Here is a 23,150-nt window from a genome sequence, read left to right on the forward strand (position 1 = left end):
GAGGGTAACGTAAAAAAGCTCCTTATAAATATATAAAGAACTTTATTAATATACAGTATGAATTAGAAAATCCATATGCAATTTTCACATAGAGACTTCCTCAAAATATGTTGGATTATGTATTGTAATTTTCTTATCCAGAATCGTAACAATACTATCGTTTTTTAATTGTTTTAATACGCCGCTAACCGTCTCTCGAGACGTACCAGATATTTTCGATATTTCAATTGTTGTAAGTGGGCATGAAATTACAATCGTTTCGCCACTCTGTTCTCCTAAATCTTGCATTAAATAATTTAATGTTTGAATGACTCGATCTTGTGCATTAGGAATTGTAATGTTTTGCACTCGATTTTCGTTTAGTTTTAATATTGATGATAATTGCTGAACAACGTACATTAATTGCGTCCTACTAGATTTCACCATATCTTCAAAAATTACTGTCGGAATATAATATACCTCTACATCTGTCATCGCTTCTGCCGTATAGTTATATCCTCTGTCTGTAAACATACCACCATAAGGAAAAATAGAATACCGCTTTACATAGTCATCATATAATAAATTTCCACTTTGATTTACCCGCTCTAACTTTACAAAACCATCTAACATGAAGTAAATTCTTTCTCTTGAATCCCCTTCTAAAAATAAAAATTGACCCTTTTTATAAGTTCGCCAATAGACAAACTCCGTCAAACCTTTCAATTTCTTTTCTGTTAAATGAGCAAATAATTCAAATTGCTTTAAATCTTTAACTACGTTCCGTCTATTCATAAGATTCCCTCTCTCTTGCTGTATGTTGGAGCGAAAAATCAAGAAAGCGTATTCAAATTAAATTTTATCATAACTAACTTATATATTCAGATTTCATCATGAAAACTTTATGAACAATGATTACAAAAAATATTAATACATAAAAAGAATGAAGTTACTAACTCCATTCTTTTTTACTAATAAATAGCGTACATAATTATTTAAACATACATGCATACATTCTGTTTAGAAATAATAGTACCAGCTTTTTCTTCTAGTGCTTCATATACTTTTTCTAAAGACGTAATAATTGTTTTTCTTTTTGGATTTGTATTAACAAAATTAATAGCAGCTTCAATTTTTGGAAGCATACTTCCCGCAGCAAATTGTTGTTCTTCCATGTATTCTTCTAATTGATTCACTGTGACATGCTCTAATTTCTTTTGATTCAGTTGATTATAATTTACATACACATGATCAACTGCAGTTAAAATTACGAGCGTATCGGCATCTACTAATTCAGCTAATTTCTGCGCAGCGAAATCTTTATCGATAACCGCTTCAGTTCCTTTTAACCCTTCTTCAGAATCAATTACTGGAATTCCACCACCACCAACAGCTATCACTATATTTCCATCCTCAACTAAAGAATTAATTACTTTATGTTCATGAATACTTACAGGCTTCGGTGATGGAACAACACGTCTCCACCCTCTGCCAGCATCTTCTTTAAACACTGCTTTTGTTTCTTCCATTAATCTTCTGGCCTCTTCTTCTGTATAAAAAGGACCAATTGGTTTAGTTGGATTTTTAAATGCCTCATCTTTTTCATCCACGACAACGCGTGTTATAACCGTTGCTACGTCTTTTTTTATATTCCTTTTTTTCAATGCCTTTTCAATCGCATTTTCCATCCAATATCCAATCATCCCTTGGCTCATTGCACCACAAGTATCTAATGGCATTGCAGGTGTCTTTTCCGTTTCTGCAGCTTTTTGCTGTAATAAAATATTTCCCACTTGTGGACCATTTCCATGCGCAATTACTATATCTACATCATTTTCCATTATTTTCACAAGTTGTTCCGCTGTTTTTTCTAACGCTTCTTGCTGTGCTCCCGCAGTAGCTTTTCCAGACTGTATCGCATTTCCCCCTAGTGCAACTACAATTTTTCTTCGTGCCATATTTCAGCCCTCCAGTTGATTTCGATTTCACAACGCTTTATAAAGTAATACTGCCTGTAATTAATCCATAAATCGCAAAGAATGCTAAAGCACCAATTGCTACCGATGATGCTAATTCCACTCGAGTAAATATTTGCTTCGAACTCTTTTGCCTTTGAACATTGTAAAAAATAAAAATACCTGGCGCATATAAAGTCATTGTTAATAATAAATACTCTAAACCAGCTGCATAAACTAACCACACACCGTACATACTTGCTATCAAACCAATTATTATATTTTTATTTCGATCCGCTTCTTCAGACTTTAAGCTATGCTTCAGTTGATAAAATGCTGAAAAAGCATATGGGATTAAAATAGCTGAAGATGCTAATGAGAATGCAAAGTTATACGCCTGATCGGAAACGACGAATGTTAATAAGAACATTTGAATTAAGCCATTTGTTATCCATAATGAATTTATTGGAGCTTTATTTTTATTTTCTTTTGCAAACCATTTTGGAAATACTCCGTCTTTAGCCGCCAAATACGGAATTTCAGATGCGAGTAAAGTCCAACCTAACCAAGCACCTAATACAGAGATAACTAAACCTAAATTAATAAAGATAGCACCCCATTTTCCAACAACACTTTCAAATAAATAAGCCATAGACGGATTTTTTAAATTAGCAATATCTGCTTGCTGCATAAGTCCAAGAGACAGTAATGTAATTAAAATGTAAATGATGAGTGTACCAATTAAGCCAATAACCGTTGCTTTCCCTACATCACTTCTATTTTTTGCTCGACTTGATAAAACAACAGCCCCTTCTACCCCAATGAACACCCATAAAGTTACAAGCATTGTACTTTTAACTTGGCTGCCAACTGCTCCCCATGAAAAAGAACCAGTTTGTCCCCAAAATCCATCTAGGAACGTATCAATATGAAACGCGAAGATTCCTATAACAATAAATACAAATACAGGTACTAATTTTGCGATTGTAGTTACTAAATTCACAAGTGCTGCTGATTGAACTCCACGTAAAATTAACATGTGAACACACCATAATAATACGCTTGCACCAATAATGGATGCTACATTTTGACCGCCCTCAAAGATTGGGAAGAAATACCCTAATGAAGAAAACAATAATGTGCCGTAAGCTACATTACCAAGCCAGGCAGATAGCCAATATCCCCACGCACTATTAAATCCCATAAAATTCCCAAATCCTGCTTTTGCATAACTAAAAATACCACCATCTAAATTTGGCCGTTTTACAGTTAGATTTTGAAAAGATAATCCAAGCGCAATCATCCCAATTCCTGTTATAACCCAACCAATAATAATGGCTCCAGCACCAGCACCTTTTGCCATATCACTTGCTAAATTAAATGCTCCACCGCCAATCATAGACCCCACTACAAGCGCCGTTAATGTAAACAACCCTAATTTCTTATCTTCACCCATTCCACTCACCTCTCTTTAATTGCAATAACAATACGAAAGCAATAGTGAATGATAGTGTCTAAAGGAGGAGAAAGAAGAAAGGAAGACTCCCTTTCTTCTTTACTCCATGTTTCCTAAAGTAGCTGCCATAACCGCTTTAATTGTATGCATTCTATTTTCAGCCTGATCAAATACTTTTGAATGTTTACTGCGGAATACTTCGTCAGTTACCTCCATTTCTCTCAGCCCATATTTCTCATAAACTTCCTCACCATACATCGTTTCAACATCATGGAATGCGGGTAAACAATGTAAGAAAATCACGTTTTCATTCCCTGTTTCTTTAATCATTTTCATATTTACTTGATAAGGTTTCAATAACTCGACACGTTCAGCAAATTTTTCTTCTTCTCCCATAGACACCCATACATCTGTATAAATTACATCTGCATTTGCAACAGCTTCTTCCACATTACTTGTTATCATTACCTGTTCATTATATTTTTTTGCTAAATCAATTACTTCTTGCTCTGGCCATAAAGATTCCGGTGTACAAATACGTACATCCATTCCAACAATCGCTCCACCAACTAGTAAACTATTAGCAACATTATTTCGTCCATCTCCAACGTAAACAAGCTTCACATTTTTTAATTTCCCTACATGTTCTCTAATTGTTAATAAATCTGCAAGTGTTTGTGTTGGATGCCACATATCTGTTAATCCATTCCAAACCGGTACACCAGAATTTTGTGCTAAAGATTCTACAGTTTCATGATTAAATCCACGAAACTCAATTCCGTCAAACATACGTCCTAACACTTTTGCTGTATCCTCAACGGATTCTTTTTTTCCAAGCTGAATATCACCTTTCCCTAAATATTCAGGGTTCGCACCTAAATCTGTACATGCTACTGTAAATGCACATCGCGTACGAGTAGAGGTTTTTTCAAATAATAGCGCTACATTTTTACCTTCTAAATAATGATGTGGGACACCGTTTTTCTTTTTCTCTTTTAATTCTGCTGCTAAATCTAGAAAATATAGCAATTCTTCTTGTGTAAAATCTTTTTCAGCTAGAAAACTTCTTCCTTTTAAATTTGGTCTAGTCATTAACATACTTCATCCCTACTTTCTCCGTTATTTATACTAAATATCTTTACGAACAATTGGCATACTCATGCAACGTGGACCCCCACGCCCACGAGATAATTCCGAACTTAGCACCTCAATGACTTCTATACCATGTTCCCGCAATAACGTATTGGATACATAGTTGCGATCATATGTAACAACTACACCTGGCGCAATTGCTAATGTATTAGAACCATCATTCCATTGTTCACGAGCGGAAGCAATTGCATCTCCTCCTCCACAAGGAATAAGAACTAATTCACTTAAACCTAATACCTCTTTTAATGCTTCCATTAAAGAAGTGCGATGTGTAATTTTAAGAGTTTCCACATCTGGACCTTTTTCTAAAATATAAATATTCATATTTCCTTTTGGCCCTTGAATGGCTGGGTGAATTGTAAACTTGTCATAATCAACCATTGTAAACACTGTATCTAAATGCATAAATGCTCGGCATTTTGGAATTTCTATTGCTAACACTTTCTTAATTTTATTTTGTCGACTAAAAAGATTTTTAGCTAAACGTTCAATTGCTTTAGCTGACGTACGGGCAGATACTCCAATTGCAATTGTTTCTTCATTTAAAATTAGCTCATCGCCACCTTCAATTGGAAACTTATAATCACGATCTAGCCAAATTGGCACATTGTGATTTGCAAATCTTGGATGATATTTAATGATGTACTCCATGAATAATGATTCACGTCTACGCGCCGGTTCTCTCATCTTATTTATCGTTAATCCATCGCCCACGCTAGCTGCTGGATCACGAGTAAAATATAAATTAGGCATTGGGTCTAAGTAAAACGGATAATGATCTTCCATTAATTCATATAAATGTGTCTTCTTACTTGTTTCAATCTCGTTTTTCCGTACACCACCCATAATTTTTTGAATTAATTCTTCATTTGAAAAGGAAAGTAAATATTCTTTTAAAGTTTGATGTGCAACATTTACGTCAGCCTGTCCTTCTTCTAAAATACGATCAACAAATTCTTCTCGAAGTTTTTTATCTACTAATGCCTCAGCAGCTAGTTTTTCTAAATAAAGAACTTCAACACCCCGATTGCGTAATGTTTGTGCAAAATAATCATGCTCTTTTTGAATAATTGGTAAGTATGGAATATCGTCAAATAATAATTGTTGCAAATAATCTGGCGTTAAGTTTTCCACTTCTTTACCAGGTCGTTTTAATAAAACTGTTTGTAATTCCCCAATCTCTGAAGTAACATGTATCGGATGCTTCATTTGTTGTACCTCCTTTTAAATATGTTTGATGTCTTACAAGTACATAATAAATGCTACGCGCCTTCATCTTTGTGAAAGCATCCACATTATCATTGTGAAATATTAAACAAGTTATTTTTTTAAAATCATATGAATTTGTATTTTTATAACACTTCATCCCGATTTTTCAATAAAAAAACACATATATTACGCATATATGTTGAATATTTAACTTCCGTATTTAAACAAAAATCCTGTTTTTAATTTTTATTAAAAACAGGATTTTGCATCTAAATAATTAAATTTAACCTTTCTTCTAAAATCTCCCTATCTGATTTTGACTGAGAAATGATAAGGCATGTATCATTTCCACATACACATCCTATTTTTTCTTTCCAATCTAGCTCATCAAACAAAACACCAATAACATGTGCATTACCGGGTAATGTTTTAATAACCATTAATTGATCTACACAATCAATTTTTACAACAACCTCTCGTAATTTTTTCTTTAACTTTATATCAGTTTGTAAATGCTCTTCTGAGAAAAATTTATATATCATTAATCCTTCTTGAGAAGGTACCTTCGTTAAATTTAACTCACGAATATCTCGAGAAACTGTAGCTTGTGTTACTAATACATCTTTTTTTGCTAACAATTCTACTAATCTTTCTTGCTTCTCTATTTCATACTCCTTTACAAATTGTTTAATTAATCGTTGTCTTTTTTCTTTTTTCATAAAAGACACCCCTTTTAATATTATAGCTCGCTATAATTTTCATCCGAAAGGGACAGAAAAGAATGTTGCGGAAACGTTCATAGTTTAACTGTAAATATTAAATCAAACTAAATAAAAAAGAGAAGAACAGCATTCTGTTCTTCCTTTTACATTGAAAACCGTTCAATTGTTTGTTTTAAATCCGCTGATTGCTTCTCTAAGTCTTTTAATAATTGATCGATTGCTATCATATTTTTAGACTGTTGCAACGTCACACGTGCCACTTCTTGTGAACCAGCTGACGTTTCTTCCGCAATTGCTGCTACAGCCTTTGTTTGTGCTCCTGTTTGATAAATGTGATTCACTTGTTCATTCATATAATTACTAATTTGCTTAGTTGCATCGGCTACTTCCATAACACTTGATGACATTTCTTTTAAAATTAATTCTGTAGCTTCTCCGCGTTTTGCCTCTTCTTTAGCTGTCTTCACCTGCTCTGTCATTTTCAATGCGACTTGCTGTACTTCATCTTGCATATTCCGTAATAACTGCGATATGTTTCTTGCGGAATGATCACTTTCATCAGCAAGTTTACGTACTTCTTCTGCTACAACCGCAAAGCCCCTTCCATGCTCTCCTGCACGAGCTGCCTCAATAGAAGCGTTGAGTGCTAATAAATTTGTTTGGCTAGCAATCTCACTCACAACAGAAACAATGTGTTCAACTTGTTTCATTCGCTCTTCTAATTTCTGTACATTTTCCATCGAATCTTCATTTTCTCTCGCCAATGTTTGAATACCTTGAATTAAAGAAGTAAAGACACGTGTACTTTGTCCTAAAGCTTGAACCATTTCTGAAGACAACTCGTCAGACTGTTTTGCTTTTCCTTCTACTTCATTTGCAATAGAAGTCGTTGTATCAACAGTAGAAACGATCGCTTGAATCGATGCTGCTGATTGCTCGGCACCGGAAGAAATCTCCGCAAGGGTTTCAGACACACCTTGTGCTTGCTTTGTCGCTTCACCTGTTTGTTTTCTAATTTGCTGAACTTGATTATTTGTATACGAAAATGTAGTATCGATATTTTTTACCATGCCCCTTAAGTTCCCTAGCATCATATTAAATGCAACACTTAAAGATTTTATCTCATCATCGGTCTTTGGCAATGGGACATCTTCACGAATATCACCTTCAGCCGCTTTCCTTGCTGCTTCTTCCAACTTTCGAAGTGGTTTAATTAAAAATATTGCTGCCCCATACGCTAAAATTCCAGACCATACTACACCTAATAACATAACGATAATATTATAAACAGTTTGACTTACATAACTTTGAAAATAATCATATATAACGTAAATGAAAATTAAACTTGTTGAATATGTAATGAAAGCTAGAATTGTAGTAAATAACATAAGCTGTATACGCAAGCCAAAGGAAAATGTTTTTCTTTCTTTTCCCATCTCTTCTTTCCCCCTTCTTATAAGCAATATAAGTACTACCTATATATTATTATCCATATTTTCGTTATAGAAAGATATAGTGATTTTAAAAATCATTATTTCTTTGAATATTAAATCCCCTGAAAAAAATAAAGGATTCTGACAATTTATGACTAATAACAGAAATAAGGGGCAACATTTGTAAAATATATTTTTGACTGGGGGTTTTGTATGATTCAAGTTCGAAATCTAGTAAAATCATTTGGCTCACTTGATGTTTTAAAAGGAATTGATTTAGAAGTAAAAGAAAAAGAAGTTGTTGTTTTAATCGGTGCCAGTGGTTCCGGCAAAAGTACATTACTTCGTTGTCTTAACTTTTTAGAAATGTACGATGAAGGTGAAATTCACTTACAAGGTGAACGAATTGATCCAAAGCATTCAAATTTAAACAAAGTCCGTGAAAATGTCGGTATGGTTTTTCAACACTTTAACCTCTTTCCTCATATGACCTCACTAGAAAACATCATAGAAGCACCTATTCACGTAAAAAAATTGGAAACAGCAGACGCGAAGGACGTTGGGAATCAACTCCTACAAAAAGTCGGCCTACAAGATAAGGCGGATGTAACTCCTCACCTACTTTCAGGTGGTCAAAAACAACGCGTTGCGATTGCACGAGCTCTTGCTATGAATCCTAAAATTATGCTATTTGATGAACCTACCTCAGCCTTAGACCCTGAACTCGTTGGAGAAGTATTGCAAGTTATGAAAGAACTTGCTGAAGAAGGAATGACAATGGTGATTGTTACTCATGAAATGAATTTCGCAAGAGATGTAGCTGATCGCGTCATCTTTATGGATGACGGAAAAATTGTAGAGGATGCTCCGCCAGCGCAATTCTTTTCAGCTCCATCACATGAACGAGCAAAACAGTTTTTACGTAACGTTTTATAATGTAACTTCTATTTCAAACGTAAAGAAATACATTCATACGGTGCACAACTAATTGTCCAAATAAAATATCTCGATAACATACTTAAAACCATCCGTATGATCAATATATAGGAGGGGTCTTATGAAAAGAAAACTATTAACCATTGTTGCGAGTATTACACTATGTACATCATTCATACTGGGAGCCTGTAGTAAGGAAAGCTCGACTACTTCATCAAATGGTGAAAAGGAATTTCGTTATGCGATGAGTGGATTATACAAACCTTTTAACTATAAAGAAAATGACGGAAAACTTGCCGGATTTGATGTAGAAATAGGTGAGGCGCTCGCGAAAAAGATGGGAATGAAACCCGCTCCTATTACAAATCCGTGGGAAACGCTAATTCAAGGTCTACAATCAAAAAAATATGATGCGATATTAGGAAGTATGGCCATTACAGAAGAACGATTAAAAGCTGTTAGTTTCTCAAACCCATATTATCGCTCTGGTGCCCAGATTTTCGTAGCTAAAAAGAATACGTCTATCTCTTCTCCAGAAGATTTGAAAGGAAAGAAAATTGGTGTTGTAAAAGCTAGTACCTTTAAAACTCTTGTTTCAAAACATACAGATCAAATTACAGAATACGATAGTGATATTACCGCTCTTATGGACTTAGAGCCTGGGCGTGTGGACGCAGTAATCACTGATCAAATGGTTGGTCTTCGAATGATTAAAGAAGGTAAATCAAATATAAAAGAAGCTGGAAAACCATTAAATCTTGATGAAATGGGAATTGCTATTCGCAAAGATGATAAAGAAATGGTTAAAAAAGTAAATAAAGCTTTAGATGAAATCATTAAAGATGGTACGTACGAAAAGATTAGTAAAAAATGGTTTGGTCGTAATATTCTTGGAGAAGAGGCAAAAACGAAGTAAGTTAACTATTCAAAGATTCCATAAATCATGCCCCACTTTTTATGTGGGGTATTTCATTCCCTACTAAAATCTATACACTATGAGGTGAAACGCATGTTTGAAATTTTTATCTCTACCTACCCCACACTCTTAAAAGCTACTATTGTCACATTACAATTAACATTAACTTCCCTAGTACTCGGCTCATTAATTGGATTACTATTCGCTTTCTTTCGAATCTCTAACAATAAAGTTCTAAATAGTATCGCTCATGTCTACATCGCCATTATTCGTGGTACACCTTTAATTGTTCAAATCGCAATTCTCTATTTTGGTATTACATCTGTTGTTGTGTTCACCCCTTTTTGGGCAGGAGCAATTGCTTTAGCAATTCATAACGGTGCATATATTACCGAAATTTTCCGTGGATCCATTCAATCCGTTGACCGTGGACAATTAGAAGCTGCTCGCTCTTTAGGCATGCCTTACCCTTTGGCGATGCGCCGAATTATATTACCACAAGCATTTCGTCTATCTCTTCCTCCTCTAGGTAATCAATTTATTATTGGATTGAAAGATTCCTCACTTGTTGCTTACGTAGGACTGTCCGAATTATGGGGATCGGGTTTATCAATTGCCGCAAGTAACTTCCAACAATTAGATACATATGTAATCGTTGGTTTATATTATCTCGTACTCGTTCTCCTATTTACTTATTTTGTTAACCTTTTAGAAAAACGATTACAGCGCAAAGAGACAAACTCTATCCAAGTCCATACAAAGAATAAAAAAGAAGTTTCTTTATAAAAAAAAGCAAGCCTGAGATGGCTTGCTTTTTCACTGCAAAATATATCAAATTTTACTGATTTACTTTTTTAATACTCTCTTTTTCTTCTATATGTTCCTCACGATATGAAATATTATGAGGGTCTAATCCATTTCCTAAAGAACCGTAGAAATGTTCTCTATGCGGATCAACTAATTCACTTCCGTGATAATACACACGTGGTGTATTCCAAAGTGCTGCCAATGCTTTTGTCATCGGCATTTCGTGATAGCGTTCCGGCCACATTTCTTTAATCTTCTCTTTTACTAACGGATAGTATTTAGAGCTCATAGCAGGGAACAGATGATGTTCTGTATGATACGAGAAATTGAAATGTAAAACGTCTACCCAGCGCGGCACTGTTACTGATAAACAGTTTGCTAACGGATCATTTACTGGAACAATTGGATTTAAGCGGTGATTTGTTGCGATATATGCCATTACAATAAAGTTAGCAATTAACAACGGAATCACATATGCAAATAACCATTTTCCAGGTCCCATAATAAATAATAAACTAATCCAAACTGTCCAAGGCAAAAGAAGTTGAAGCCATACAGATTTTTGATTCGATGACTTAAATTCTTTTATAAAATGAAAGAACATTCGAGTTGAATGCAATGTAAATTGAATTGTTAGTGACAGGAAACTAAAGAATGAACGTACATGAAGAGGCATACGATATACCCAACTTAAAAACTTACTTTTTTTAAGCTTCTCAAGTGTCGGCCATGCATCTGGATCATTCTCTTCATGCTGTGTATGAACATGATGAGTTGCATTATGCCACTTTCTCCAAAGTTTTGGTCCTGTTGATAATGGCATAAATGCAATCGCGCCTAAAAAATCACGAAGCCATGCCTTTCTTACAACAGTTCCATGTAAAATTTCATGCCCTAAAAATCCAAGTGAAGCAAAACATAATCCAAGAACAATCGCAATTCCTAGATTCGCCCACACATTCAATTCAAATACACCAATCGATATTAACCCCGCCAATGCCACAAGCAAATAAGCCAGTCCACCAAATAAACGAGTAGGCACTGGTTTAAATGCTTTTTTCGGCAAATGTGGTGATACACGTGCTGCATACCACCCAAACGTATGAAGCTCCTTCATCCTTTTGCTCCTTTCTTATGCCGCGCCTTGCGCAACTTACATATATCAATTCTTGCTTCCAGATTGATTTTACTAGATGATCCAAAAAGCATCTATTATAAGGAAAATATACTCACTCTATCGTCACTTATTTTTCGCTTTTATTATCAATGAAAAACATTTCTCTTTTTACTCTCTATCAACCTTTCCACATGATGAATCATAACAATAGAATTTCTATATTGTCAACACCTTTTATGACCTAGTAATAAAAGGTGGTTATATTTTTATAATCATACTTTATTTCACTAAAGAAAATGTATAGATTCCATAAGGATTTACCCACTATATATAGACATTTTCTTAAACGCCATAGACTCTATCTCATTCAATAACTCCCTATGTAATCAACAAACAGAATCACTTGAATTTAGTTTTATATAAATCCTACCACTTCATAATGCCCCATCTAATTAATTATATTAAAATAATTTATAACCTCTTTTAATAAAAATAGACTACTTCTAAAACAACACACATGAATTTCATATATTATGGAAATATTAAAAGGAAAATTGTTCTAAAATCAGGAGGTTTCCGCAATGACAAGTGATACATTTCCACAACTGCCGCTATCTTATTGGATTGAATCTACTCAGTTTCCTACTTTCCCTCGTTTATCCGAAAATATAAAGACAAAAGTTGCTATTATCGGTGCTGGTATTACAGGTATTACTACTGCCTATTTACTTGCAAAAGAAGGCATCGATGTTGTTTTAATTGATTCTGGTCGTATTTTAAACGGAACGACTGGGCATACAACAGCAAAAGTAACAGCACAACATGATCTTATTTACGATGAATTAATAAATCATTTCGGTGTGGAAAAAGCCAGGCTTTACTATGAATCAAATAATCATGCTCTACAATTCATAAATGACACTGTGCAAACATATAAAATCGACTGTAATTTTTCAAATGAAGATTCATACTTGTATACAACTACTGATAACGGTTTAAGAAATTTATCGAAAGAATATGAAGCTTATCAAAAATTAAATATACCTTGTGACTATGTTCAATCTCTATCGATTCCTATTCCAGTACAATCTGCACTTGTAATGAAAAATCAAGCGCAATTCCACCCCCTCCTTTATTTGAAAACACTTTTAGAAAAGTTTGTGGAGATGGGAGGAAAGGTCTATGAACAAACAACAGCTATGGATGTGGAAAAAGGAGATTATCCACAAGTAATTACAAAAGAGGGGCATCGCATCACTTGTGAATATGTCGTCTCTTGTTCTCACTTTCCTTTTTATGATGCGAATAGCTTTTTCTTTACGCGAATGTACGCAGAACGCTCCTATGCTCTTGCAATAAAAGCAAAAACAGATTATCCAGGTGGCATGTATTTAAGTATTGATGATCCAAAACGCTCCTTACGCTATATAACAAACAATGGAGAAAAGTTGATTTTGATTGGCGGAGAGAGCCATAAAACGGGACAGGGAATAAATACGATGCTTCATTATGAAGCACTCTATTCTTTTGCTGAAGCAACTTTTGGAGTAGATGAAGTTCCCTATAGATGGTCAGCGCAAGATTTGATTACGCTAGACAAGCTCCCTTATATCGGACATATTAACGAAAGCAATCCAAATATATTTGTTGCAACTGGATATCGCAAATGGGGAATGACAACAGGAACTGCTGCAGCTCATTTACTGAAGGATTCCATTCTAAAAGTCCACAGCCCATATAAAGAGCTGTTTGCACCATCACGCTTTCATGCAAATCCAGATATAAAAACATTCCTTTCTCAAAACATTGATGTTGCTAAACATTTAATTGAAGGGAAACTTGAAACTGCATTACGTAAACCAGAGGATCTTGAAGTTGGCGAAGGATCCGTTGTACATGTCAACGGTAAACGAGCAGGTGCTTATAAAGATAAAGAAGGAAAACTACATATCGTCGATACGACTTGTACACACCTCGGCTGTGAAGTTGAATGGAATAACGGTGATTGTACTTGGGATTGTCCTTGCCACGGTTCTCGTTTTTCAATTGATGGCGATGTTATGGAAGGGCCAGCAGATCAACCATTAAAACGAGTTGATAACGAATAAAAAAACAAAGAAGTTCAACAAGAATCCTGTTGAACTTCTTTGTTTTTCATGACACCTTTTCATATAAATTTCGACATAAGAAGGGGAATATTAACAGTAAATAAAATAATATATTCATCTACAAATAAAAGGGGTGAATACTATGCAACCTTCTGCTCCACCTCATCTAGAATCTACAGAAACTATCTTTTCAAGCTCTATTACAAAACTTGTTGTTTTTATTTGTTGGCTCGCCATTCTAGCTGACGGATATGATTTAGGTATTTACGGTGCCGTTCTGCCAAAGCTTTTAGAAGACAACAGCTGGGCACTATCACCAGCTCAAGCTGGAACAATTGCCAGCTATGCTCTATTTGGGATGTTTATTGGCGCTATTCTAATCGGAACCATTACAGATTTAATTGGACGAAAGTGGACACTTATATGCTGTTTAGCTCTTTTTTCTATCACAATGGGCTTAGCTGCAATTGCTCCTTCTCCTGAATTATTTGGGCTATCTCGATTTATCGGAGGAATCGGATTAGGCGGTGTTATCCCAACGGCTTCCGCACTTACTGTTGAATATTCATCAAAAAAACGGCAATCTTTTATTTATGCTCTTATGTTTACCGGCTATCCTTTAGGTATCGTGTTAGGTGCTATTTTATCCATGTTTATGTTAGAAGATTTCGGATGGAGAATTATGTTTGGCATCGGAATGATTCCGCTACTCCTCATTCCTTTCATTATTCTTTATTTACCTGAGTCCATTCAATTTTTATTATCGCGGAATCGACAAGAAGAAGTGAACAAAATTCTTAATCGCTTTCAAATTGAATTCCATGTAAAAGATGAAATTTCTGAAGCACCATCTAATATACAAAAGAAAAATGGATTTCTTACGTTATTCTCAAAAGAATACATAAAAGCAACGCTACTTTTTTGGATCACTTATATAATGGGAATGTTTTTAATATACGGTTTAAATACTTGGTTACCACAGATGATGCGTCAGGCAGGATATCCTCTTGGATCTAGTTTATCATTTCTACTTATGCTAAATATTACTGCAGCTATCGGCGCATTATTTGCCGGGGCGATTGCCGATCGTATAGGAGCAAAAATTGTTATTAGCATCTCCTATCTTATGGCAGCCATATGTATTGGACTACTAACAATTAAACCCTCTGTTACAATCATTTATCTTTTAATTGGTCTTGCTGGAATTGGATCAGTTGGTATTACTCAAATATTAAATGCTTATGTAACACAATACTTCCCATCACATATACGAGCTACCTCCTTAGGCTGGGGACTTGGACTTGGCCGAGTTGGTGCAATTGCTGGACCTATTCTTGTCGGTATTATTATGACAATGCAATATGACTTAGCATGGAATTTTTACTTATTCTCTTTTGCAGGTCTTATCGCAGCTATATCTGTTTTCTTTATTCCTACAAAATAAAGTGAAACTTTAATCAGTGTTGTGGTGCATCCCCAGCTGATTATTAGTCCACACCAATCAGGCGTTTACGGGCAGTAAGGCTCCCACAAATAGCGGGATAAAAAAAGAGCACAAATTTACTTGTGCTCTTTTTTATTTACTTCAAACAACATATTTCTAAATAGTGTATTCAAACTCTCAATATCAATCCCTAATCCCTTTTCAATCCCTTTCACGTATTGCTGATAATAATCAATTTGTTCTTCTAAAAATTGATTTAACACTTGAATTTTCAATCCAACATCTAATTCCGTACCCGCTTTTTTCTTTATTAACAACTTCTCAATCTCATTCAATACACTACGTTCTATAGATAGTTCTGTAATCAATCGATTAAATTCTACTGGAGGTAATGTCCCTTTCTCTTCTAGCCACTGACAAGCTAAAATAGGACGTAATACATAAAAGTACTTTTTCAACTTTACATTCTCGCCTTGCAAAAATTCACGATAATTTTTTGAAGCCATATGTAAGTAATGATATATCGTTGCTTTTGGATCAAAATTCTTTTCACTCATTTGCTGAAGCTGCTCTGGAAAGTTAGAGTTTTTCGAATAAAAAATTGGTGATCGAATCCACTCAAGTAAAGCTGGGTTTGACTTTCCAAACAGTTGTAATGCCTTTTTAATATCCCAGCCACTTATATCTAAATCATCACTAATCGGATACTCAATTACATCTCGTTTATCATGAATTGATAAATACCACTCTACCGGATGCATATAAACAAATCTAACATCATAATCACTATCTTTCGATGGAAATCCCCAAGCACGACTCCCTGATTCCACTGCAAATAAGATTTTCACATCATTCTCTTTTTCAATTCTTGCTAATTCCGCTTTAATTTTCTCTCTCATTTCATACCCTCTCCATTTTTTGATTATTTCCTTGGAAATTCGACAAATATATTACTAAGCTTACTACATACTAAAATAGCTGTCAGAAAATTCCCGACAGCCTACCAAAATCCCTTATTTTTTACTTGTTCTTTTCTGTTACACTAACCGCAATTCGTTCAAACTCTTTTTGAATTTCCTCTTTATATGCATCCACTTTTGAAAAATCCATAGCAGCAATATAAATTCGTTCTAATTTATCACGAACTGATTTTGCTTTTGCTAAGAAAGACATCGCCTCATTCATTTTTGCTTTATATTGAATGGAAACGTCACGAATTTCTGTAGCATACTTCTCATCCGTCCCCGGTTTAACAATAAGAGCATACATATCTATAATCTCATCACCCACGCGACTTGGAAAATATTCATGTGGTGCGGTACTATCAAAAATTGCAAATCCTAATTCTCTTACAATAACCATATCAAGACTATTCGGGTCAAATCCGCAATGATATACTTCAACGTCAAAACCTTTTTCTTCTGCTGCCTTCGATAACTTTTTGAGCATTGTTGATTTTCCAGAGCCCGGGCGTCCTTTTATAAAATAACGATGTGGCAATCCTTCTGTTAAATTAGGAACAAAATCAACTGCTCCTTTCGGTGTAGCTGCTCCTAAAAAGCGATGTTTCACAAGCGATTGTTTCCCTCCTTTATCTGTAAATAGCTTCTGAATCAGCTGATCTGTTAGTTCATTTGCTTTATTAAAATCAATGTTATTAATATATATTTTCTCCCACTCATCATGTATAATTAGCGCCTCGTGAAAACAAGCGTAAGCAGTTTGAAAAGCTTTGCTTGCTTCTGAAACAAATCGTTCAATTTCCACCTTCTGCTTTCTTAATTTATCTGAGTCCCAAGCAACCCCTAAATTGATATACTCCTCAACAACTCCTGGCATTTTTGGCTCGATAACATGCGGAGATGTTCCATCAACAATTCCTACTTTTAGCTTCGGGATAATTACACCATCAACCGATTTATTATCGGAAGAACAATGCAAAAGCTCAATATCATATCCTTTTTCAACCCATTCACGACCTATTGCCTTAATTAAAGAAGATTTTCCCGTTCCTGGACCACCCTTTAAAATAAACAACCTATCTAGCCCTTTTAAATTCTCTTCGTATAAATTATGAAATCCTCTAGCTGTATTACCACCAGCATAATAATTTAACACATTCCCTGTCACTGCACTCACTCCTTCGCAACAGTCTACTTACATAAGCTACAATATGCGAGCAACTTTATTTGGGTGAACACCTAATTTGTATTGCATGAAAAAAGGAAATGAATTACAATTCTAAATATCATGAATATTTCGAATTCCGAAACTGAATAAACCTTTATCAAGAGAGGCAGAGGGACCGGCCCTTTGAAGCCCAGCAACCTCAGTTTATAAGAACCGAATAGGTGCTAATTCCTGCAAAATGCATTGCATTTTGGAAGATAAAACGCAACTAGTATGTAAAGCCCATCTTTCTTGATCATGAAAGATGGGCTTTTTATTATTTGAAAAACATATATTGGAGGTATTTAAAATGAAAGTAATTGATCTATCACAAACGTTTGAAAATAATATGTCTCAATTTCCCGGAACACCAACAATCCAACTAGAAGCCATTACAAGCGTTGAAGAAACGGGATATCAAGTTACAGATTTCCATTCGGTCGTTCATGTCGGTACACATTGCGACGCTCCTGCGCATTTTATTTCTGGTGCAACAACGATTGATCAATTGCCCCTTGATCAGTTTGTAGGTGAAGCAGTTCTCATCGATGTCACTCATGTTCAAGAGAGAAAACTCCCTAAAGAAGTATTGCATAATGCCGACATAAAAAAAGACGATATTGTCATTTTCCATTCTAATCTATCTAATAAATGGAATACAGAAGCTTATGAGAAAGAAGCATTTTATCTTTCCGAAGAATTAGCTGAAGAACTAGTTGAATTAAAAGTAAAATCAGTCGGTTTAGATTTTATTTCTCCCGATGAGGTAACGACAGAAACATCACCCATTCATCACATACTGTTAGGCAATAATATTTTCTTAATTGAAAACTTAACAAATCTAGATGCTATTAAAGCGAAACGTTTCTTTTTCTCAGCAGCACCTTTAAAAATTAAAAATAGTGACGGTGCTTTCGCAAGGGCATTCGCTGTTATTTTTTAAAATATGGACTACAAAAAAGCAAAGATCATCACTGACCTTTGCTTCTATATTTTTTATTTACATTAAGGAAAAATTGTTCCAACCGGGGACGTACCCAAGCTAAATAATCTTTCTCTTTCTTCTTTGTACAAGCTATCTCTTCCCCATCTACCATTCCAACAAGTTCTAGCTCTAACAGTTGCCTCGTGAATGCTAGTATATTTACTTCTTCTGCTGGATACTCTTCTTTTAATTTCTCCTCAATTTCTCCCAATAAAAAACCGTCACGCATCATTGCCAATGCATCAATCCAAAGTGGCGGCATTTCATATTTTTCTCCTGTAATTGTATCTTTTACAATATAATTCTTTTGCTCTTTTCGAAATTGAATCGTGTGTAAGCATACAGTCGAATTTAATGTTAATTCCATCAATACCACCTCTTTCATCATATCTGCATAGAAAAAAGGATGCGCGGGCACCCCTTCTTTTCTTTTCATAACACTACCGAACCGTTACATGAGTAACCAATCTCATGTCGATATTTTCCTCCATTATAAACGAAGTATTTTATAAAAAAAACCCTTCTTGAAACATTTTATTAAATGTTTATATTTACACAAGAAGAACACTTTTCTGAAAAATATTTTCTTCTACTTCGCTACATCGTCGGTAAATAAATTTCCACTTTCGTTCCCACACCCATACTACTTTGAATCGTGATACTCCCTTGATGTTCTTTAATAATTTTATATGTAATCATTAAACCAAGCCCTGTACCATTCTCCTTCGTTGTGTAAAAAGCCTTTCCAATCTTCTCTAATTTTCCTGCCTCTATACCAAATCCTTGATCCTCGACAGCAATACACAAATACCCCTTAGTTTTTTCATATGCCCGAATATGAATATCCCCACCTTCTGGCATTGATTCTATTCCGTTTTTAATAATATTTAACAACACTTGTTTTAATTGTTTATCATCACCGTTTATAACGGGTAAGTTTCCATCTATTTGCAAATAAACTTTCACTTTATATTGACTCGCATAACTTTCCATTAACTGCACAACATATAAAAGGATTTCCCGTATGTTACACCATTCATAATTTGTTGGTTTCGGTTTTCCTAATAACATCAATTCGCTAACAAATCCGTTAATTCTCTCAATTTCTTGTAACATTATTTCATAGCTCATCATATCTTCAGGGTTTCTTTCTTTTTGCATTTGCGTAAACCCCTTCAAAGCCGTTAATGGATTTCGGATTTCATGCGCAATTGTTGTAGACATAGTCCCAATTACAGCTAAATTTTCCGTCTCTTTCATATTGTTCATCATTTCAACAACCGTTCTTACATAAGATTGAAATCGTTTCAACAAAGAATGTGAAATAATGAAATAGAATACACATAAGACAAGCGGAATCACAACTTTTAGATCTTGTAGTATCAATGTAAAAAGTACGTACTTTCCAATTACACTAAAGGAAACTAAATAAAAATATTTTCTGTTCACGAAAACCGGTGCAAATAAAATTAATAACATTTCTACCATACTACCATGTTCAAAAGCTCTATCCGTTCGCAAATAAATCATTAAATTATTTATAAGATTGATAAACATGTAGCCAAATAAAAATAAATATTTTATAGAATATACATAACCTCTTTTTTGAAGATACATTGAAATAGGGAATAATGCTATTACAAATATATATACGCCTATCCCAAGGCTTCCTTCTGGCCATCCTACCGTTGTTCCATTAATATTCATAGCAGGATATACAAAATAATATATAGCGTCATATGAAAAAAATATAATATAGAATAATAATATAAATACCTTTAAAGCTTTTCTTTCTTCATAAATCAAGCTCTTGTATTTGTTCATATAAAAACTCCCCTTGATCGATACGAAAAAAAATCCCCACCGTTATCTCCTTAAATTATAAGTATGAAATTGCTTTCAGGGCAATACGTAACCTTATAATACTAAAAAGGAAGGAGACTTCTCCTTCCTTTCTAGTCACAACTTATATCCATCTGACCCTATCATGTAGCAGTCCATCCGTAAAATCATTATGCCCTATTACAAAATCCTTCATATATAAATTTAAATATTCACCGTACTTACTTTCTGTATTTAATAATAATTCCTCGACATAATAAGCACCTTGTCCAAAGTGATCTAAAAGTAAACTACACAAACCTGCATAAATTCCGCACCCTACTTGGAAGTAAGTTGCATTCGTTTTATATTTATGAAAAACTTGGCTACTATTCATTACGTTATACATATACGTCTCGCCATTTTCATAAACGAGTAATACACCTACTAGATCCTCTCCTGCAACCTCTTCTTCCGCTGGATTGAATACTTTACGATTCCAGTTCCATAAATCTTCTACCTTATCTAAGTTCTGTCTAATTACATTTGTTGTATACTCATTAATTCGGTAAAGAAAACCAACTTCCATGTTGAAATTTTTCCCTAAAATTAAAACTTCCTCATGTGGCATTAAGCAACCATAAAACTCTCTTTTTCCTAACTTCACTTTATACTCTGAAGCATATACATCCTCATAAAAATAAAGAGGACGATGATGACTCATATACATCGGATAACTCCATATCGCTTCGTCTAGAAATCGCTCTACTGCCCATGACGTATAAAGTGTATACGGCTTTATAAGTGCCGTATCATTCAAAAACGACGTATCATGTTCTACAATATAGCATGCTTGTGGCTGTTCATTCGGCCGTTCTTTCATAAGTTCAACAACCATCCATTGAACAACACCTGGATTCATACCTGAACCTATAATCGCTTTTGTATTTGTAAATTTTTCTTTCTCTTTCTCAAACCTCGTATATCGTTCCGTAAGCTGAAATCCAAGTAAACTATCGTCCTGATCTACTGCCTCATTTTCCAAAGCTGAATTAATATAAAAGATTCCAAGTTCATTACAACAGCTCAGTACCCTGATCGTATCTGCACCCGAAACATCAATAACAACACTCGTACTTTTTTCTGTTAAATGCTGTTTAAATTTCACTACATCTTGAAGGTCTATTTCATATAATGACAAATGACCTTTCAAATTTGGAAACAACTCATCATAATAAGCCCTATCTTTTTGTTTTATATCAACCAAATGAAATGTAACATTCTTTATCACTTCATAAATTGGATCTTTTTCATTTGCTATCGCTTGATTTAAAATTGCTAAAACTGCCTTCGCTGCTCCACCAGCACTACCAAGTAATGTAATCGATAACGAATTTGGAAACGGCTCCACAAATAAAACCCCTTTAGTAAATTAGTTGAGCAGTTCTTCCTCAAAAAATAAATTGAATACATCAAAAGGTGGCTCGTACATATTTTTTATAATTTAGCACAAGATTGCCTCTTCAAAAATCATACTAACATAATTTATATTCAATTCATTTTTCCCCTCATATCCAAATCGAACTAAACAAACAGGCCCGACCTTTCCTTCTGCATATAAAAGAAAAAGCCAGCCCTTTCAACTAGCCTACGGACAATGGACAGATTTTACATGTTGAATATTCACATACATTTTTGCATCACGCGCTTTTAATATTTCAATATGTCCTTCATCGATCTTCGCCATTTTTCCAATTTTATTGGATTCCTCACCTAAATCGAACACCATAATCTTTCCATACATTTTAATAAGTTGCTCCTCAAACGTTCGAGCTAACGTAATATTTAATGGATTTACGGGGAGTTCATTTTTATTGAGGGAATAAGGCACTTGGTTTTCTTTATACGGAATTAACCATTTTAAGTGCTTTAAAGATATATATACAGTTTTATAGACTGGACTATAAAAAACAATATAATCGTTCATTACACTTGTAACATATCCATGTATTGGAGCATTACCTGCTACATAAATTTCTGTGAAAATCCCTTTAGATGTGCTTAATACTTTCCTCAAAGAAATTGAAGGAGATTCCCTTTTAATTACAGAATCTACATCAGGTTTTAATATTTCTTCATCATATGGTCTTAAAAACTTATAATATTGGATATGATATAAAGATATATATACGTAGTCTTGTCCATTGTAAAGAACAACAATATCATTTCCTACATCGATTAATACGCCTTTAAATCTCTTTTCACCAATTAATTTAACATATATATTTTCTCCAATACTTTTGTGTAACTCATTCATCTATATCCTCCTTCCTATGAAATTACAATTTCCCTTTCTTTTATTCTAAAAATAATCAGGGGCAATGTTCTGTTTTTTAATAGTAAGAAACCCTTTTTCATATATCCAAAAATAATTACAGAGAAATATGAAATCATTCTTCATTTTCAATCATAATGCCCCTTTTATTTATTAAACATTATTCTTCTTCATTCTTTTTGTTTTTAACTATTTGACTCACACTCTTAATATGGGAATTAATCACATAAATGACCTCATCACCATTAACTAGTGTAATATTTCCATCATGTATATCACTTAATAAACCTTCCACACACTCTGGTCCACCACGATTAATCTTTATCCATTTATACTTCAAGTCATTTAATGCATCTAAAAAAGTATCTTCTTCCGCATAAAAACATGAACCATATTCTCCTTGTGCCTCTTTCACTTTTCTGACTAGACTCTTCACATGTTTCAGTTGATAATACACTAATTCTCCATGAGGTAATTGTAGTGTAAGGTAATCTTTTCCTAACAATGACAGTACACCTACTCGACTTTCCGGTCCACGAAGATTTACTTTTACATTCTCACCAACTAAACCTTTGATTTGATCACAGCATAATACACTCTCCAATT

21 protein-coding genes, 1 pseudogene and 1 riboswitch are annotated in these 23,150 nt (G+C 34.3%); of the genes and pseudogenes, 6 read left to right on the forward strand and 16 right to left on the reverse strand.

From position 1 onward, the window contains the following. Nucleotides 1-84 precede the first annotated feature (84 nt). From A6J74_RS14820 to A6J74_RS30795, 8 genes and pseudogenes are all read right to left on the reverse strand, one after another. Complete coding sequence (locus A6J74_RS14820) at nucleotides 85-774, reverse strand: Crp/Fnr family transcriptional regulator (protein ID WP_001081910.1); 690 nt, start codon at nucleotides 772-774, stop codon at nucleotides 85-87. Between the two features lie 200 nt (nucleotides 775-974). Further along, nucleotides 975-1,937 carry a carbamate kinase gene (arcC, locus tag A6J74_RS14825; protein WP_000113957.1) on the reverse strand — a complete coding sequence of 321 codons (963 nt, stop codon included), beginning with the start codon at nucleotides 1,935-1,937 and terminating at the stop codon, nucleotides 975-977. A 37-nt stretch (nucleotides 1,938-1,974) separates the two neighbouring features. After that, the gene (gene arcD / locus A6J74_RS14830; RefSeq protein WP_000503417.1) at nucleotides 1,975-3,390 is read right to left on the reverse strand and encodes an arginine-ornithine antiporter; all 1,416 of its coding nucleotides are present in this window, start codon (nucleotides 3,388-3,390) and stop codon (nucleotides 1,975-1,977) included. A 99-nt stretch (nucleotides 3,391-3,489) separates the two neighbouring features. After that, nucleotides 3,490-4,488 (reverse strand): ornithine carbamoyltransferase, encoded by a 999-nt coding sequence (gene argF / locus A6J74_RS14835; protein WP_000930304.1) that lies wholly within the window; start codon nucleotides 4,486-4,488, stop codon nucleotides 3,490-3,492. A gap of 30 nt (nucleotides 4,489-4,518) precedes the next feature. Then, a complete protein-coding gene (arcA, locus tag A6J74_RS14840; protein ID WP_000682324.1) occupies nucleotides 4,519-5,751 on the reverse strand; it encodes an arginine deiminase in 1,233 nt (410 codons plus the stop codon). A 269-nt stretch (nucleotides 5,752-6,020) separates the two neighbouring features. Further along, nucleotides 6,021-6,470, reverse strand: coding sequence for an arginine repressor (argR, locus tag A6J74_RS14845; protein WP_000711836.1), 450 nt, complete (start codon nucleotides 6,468-6,470; stop codon nucleotides 6,021-6,023). Between the two features lie 146 nt (nucleotides 6,471-6,616). Further along, the gene (locus tag A6J74_RS14850; RefSeq protein ID WP_404841222.1) at nucleotides 6,617-7,567 is read right to left on the reverse strand and encodes a methyl-accepting chemotaxis protein; all 951 of its coding nucleotides are present in this window, start codon (nucleotides 7,565-7,567) and stop codon (nucleotides 6,617-6,619) included. Between the two features lie 39 nt (nucleotides 7,568-7,606). After that, nucleotides 7,607-7,909: pseudogene (locus A6J74_RS30795) on the reverse strand (HAMP domain-containing protein); the annotation flags it as partial. 210 nt (nucleotides 7,910-8,119) lie between these two features. Here A6J74_RS30795 and A6J74_RS14855 point away from each other — a divergent pair. The 3 genes from A6J74_RS14855 (at nucleotide 8,120) to A6J74_RS14865 (ending at nucleotide 10,544) form a co-directional block, all read left to right on the forward strand. Further along, entirely contained in the window at nucleotides 8,120-8,842 is a 723-nt protein-coding gene (locus tag A6J74_RS14855; protein WP_000616929.1) for an amino acid ABC transporter ATP-binding protein, read from the forward strand. 121 nt (nucleotides 8,843-8,963) lie between these two features. Further along, a complete protein-coding gene (locus A6J74_RS14860; RefSeq protein ID WP_000823745.1) occupies nucleotides 8,964-9,758 on the forward strand; it encodes an ABC transporter substrate-binding protein in 795 nt (264 codons plus the stop codon). A 93-nt stretch (nucleotides 9,759-9,851) separates the two neighbouring features. After that, nucleotides 9,852-10,544 (forward strand): amino acid ABC transporter permease, encoded by a 693-nt coding sequence (locus A6J74_RS14865; RefSeq protein ID WP_000461553.1) that lies wholly within the window; start codon nucleotides 9,852-9,854, stop codon nucleotides 10,542-10,544. Nucleotides 10,545-10,596: 52 nt separating this feature from the next. On the opposite strand, the gene desB is transcribed toward A6J74_RS14865, so the two are convergent. Then, nucleotides 10,597-11,682: a Delta(10) desaturase DesB gene (gene desB, locus A6J74_RS14870; RefSeq protein WP_000661221.1), complete on the reverse strand. Its 1,086-nt coding sequence runs from the start codon at nucleotides 11,680-11,682 to the stop codon at nucleotides 10,597-10,599. Nucleotides 11,683-12,263: 581 nt separating this feature from the next. Here desB and A6J74_RS14875 point away from each other — a divergent pair. After that, nucleotides 12,264-13,790, forward strand: coding sequence for an FAD-dependent oxidoreductase (locus A6J74_RS14875; RefSeq protein ID WP_000199982.1), 1,527 nt, complete (start codon nucleotides 12,264-12,266; stop codon nucleotides 13,788-13,790). A 142-nt stretch (nucleotides 13,791-13,932) separates the two neighbouring features. Then, nucleotides 13,933-15,234 (forward strand): MFS transporter, encoded by a 1,302-nt coding sequence (locus A6J74_RS14880; protein ID WP_001183101.1) that lies wholly within the window; start codon nucleotides 13,933-13,935, stop codon nucleotides 15,232-15,234. Nucleotides 15,235-15,350: 116 nt separating this feature from the next. On the opposite strand, the gene A6J74_RS14885 is transcribed toward A6J74_RS14880, so the two are convergent. Then, a complete protein-coding gene (locus A6J74_RS14885; RefSeq protein ID WP_001208277.1) occupies nucleotides 15,351-16,133 on the reverse strand; it encodes a nucleotidyltransferase domain-containing protein in 783 nt (260 codons plus the stop codon). 121 nt (nucleotides 16,134-16,254) lie between these two features. Further along, nucleotides 16,255-17,364 (reverse strand): PRK06851 family protein, encoded by a 1,110-nt coding sequence (locus A6J74_RS14890; protein WP_000147482.1) that lies wholly within the window; start codon nucleotides 17,362-17,364, stop codon nucleotides 16,255-16,257. Between the two features lie 151 nt (nucleotides 17,365-17,515). Further along, a riboswitch (SAM riboswitch) is annotated at nucleotides 17,516-17,628 on the forward strand. A gap of 85 nt (nucleotides 17,629-17,713) precedes the next feature. Here A6J74_RS14890 and A6J74_RS14895 point away from each other — a divergent pair. Further along, nucleotides 17,714-18,346 carry a cyclase family protein gene (locus A6J74_RS14895; protein WP_000862990.1) on the forward strand — a complete coding sequence of 211 codons (633 nt, stop codon included), beginning with the start codon at nucleotides 17,714-17,716 and terminating at the stop codon, nucleotides 18,344-18,346. Between the two features lie 28 nt (nucleotides 18,347-18,374). Here the strand turns inward: A6J74_RS14895 and A6J74_RS14900 are convergent, their stop codons facing one another. The 5 genes from A6J74_RS14900 to A6J74_RS14920 all read right to left on the reverse strand — a co-directional run bounded on the left by A6J74_RS14900 (nucleotide 18,375) and on the right by A6J74_RS14920 (nucleotide 23,148). Then, entirely contained in the window at nucleotides 18,375-18,755 is a 381-nt protein-coding gene (locus A6J74_RS14900; RefSeq protein WP_000424106.1) for a hypothetical protein, read from the reverse strand. A 230-nt stretch (nucleotides 18,756-18,985) separates the two neighbouring features. Beyond that, nucleotides 18,986-20,212, reverse strand: coding sequence for an ATP-binding protein (locus tag A6J74_RS14905; protein ID WP_001046090.1), 1,227 nt, complete (start codon nucleotides 20,210-20,212; stop codon nucleotides 18,986-18,988). Between the two features lie 142 nt (nucleotides 20,213-20,354). Continuing rightward, on the reverse strand, nucleotides 20,355-21,620 hold the full coding sequence (locus tag A6J74_RS14910) for a hypothetical protein (protein WP_000433167.1): 1,266 nt from the start codon (nucleotides 21,618-21,620) through the stop codon (nucleotides 20,355-20,357). 237 nt (nucleotides 21,621-21,857) lie between these two features. Next, nucleotides 21,858-22,526, reverse strand: a complete 669-nt coding sequence (locus tag A6J74_RS14915; protein WP_001003899.1) for an LSm family protein — start codon at nucleotides 22,524-22,526, stop codon at nucleotides 21,858-21,860. 178 nt (nucleotides 22,527-22,704) lie between these two features. Further along, complete coding sequence (locus tag A6J74_RS14920; protein ID WP_000446700.1) at nucleotides 22,705-23,148, reverse strand: hypothetical protein; 444 nt, start codon at nucleotides 23,146-23,148, stop codon at nucleotides 22,705-22,707. Nucleotides 23,149-23,150: the final 2 nt, after the last annotated feature.

This window comes from Bacillus sp. FDAARGOS_235, from assembly GCF_002073415.2.
Lineage (GTDB): Bacteria > Bacillota > Bacilli > Bacillales > Bacillaceae_G > Bacillus_A > Bacillus_A toyonensis.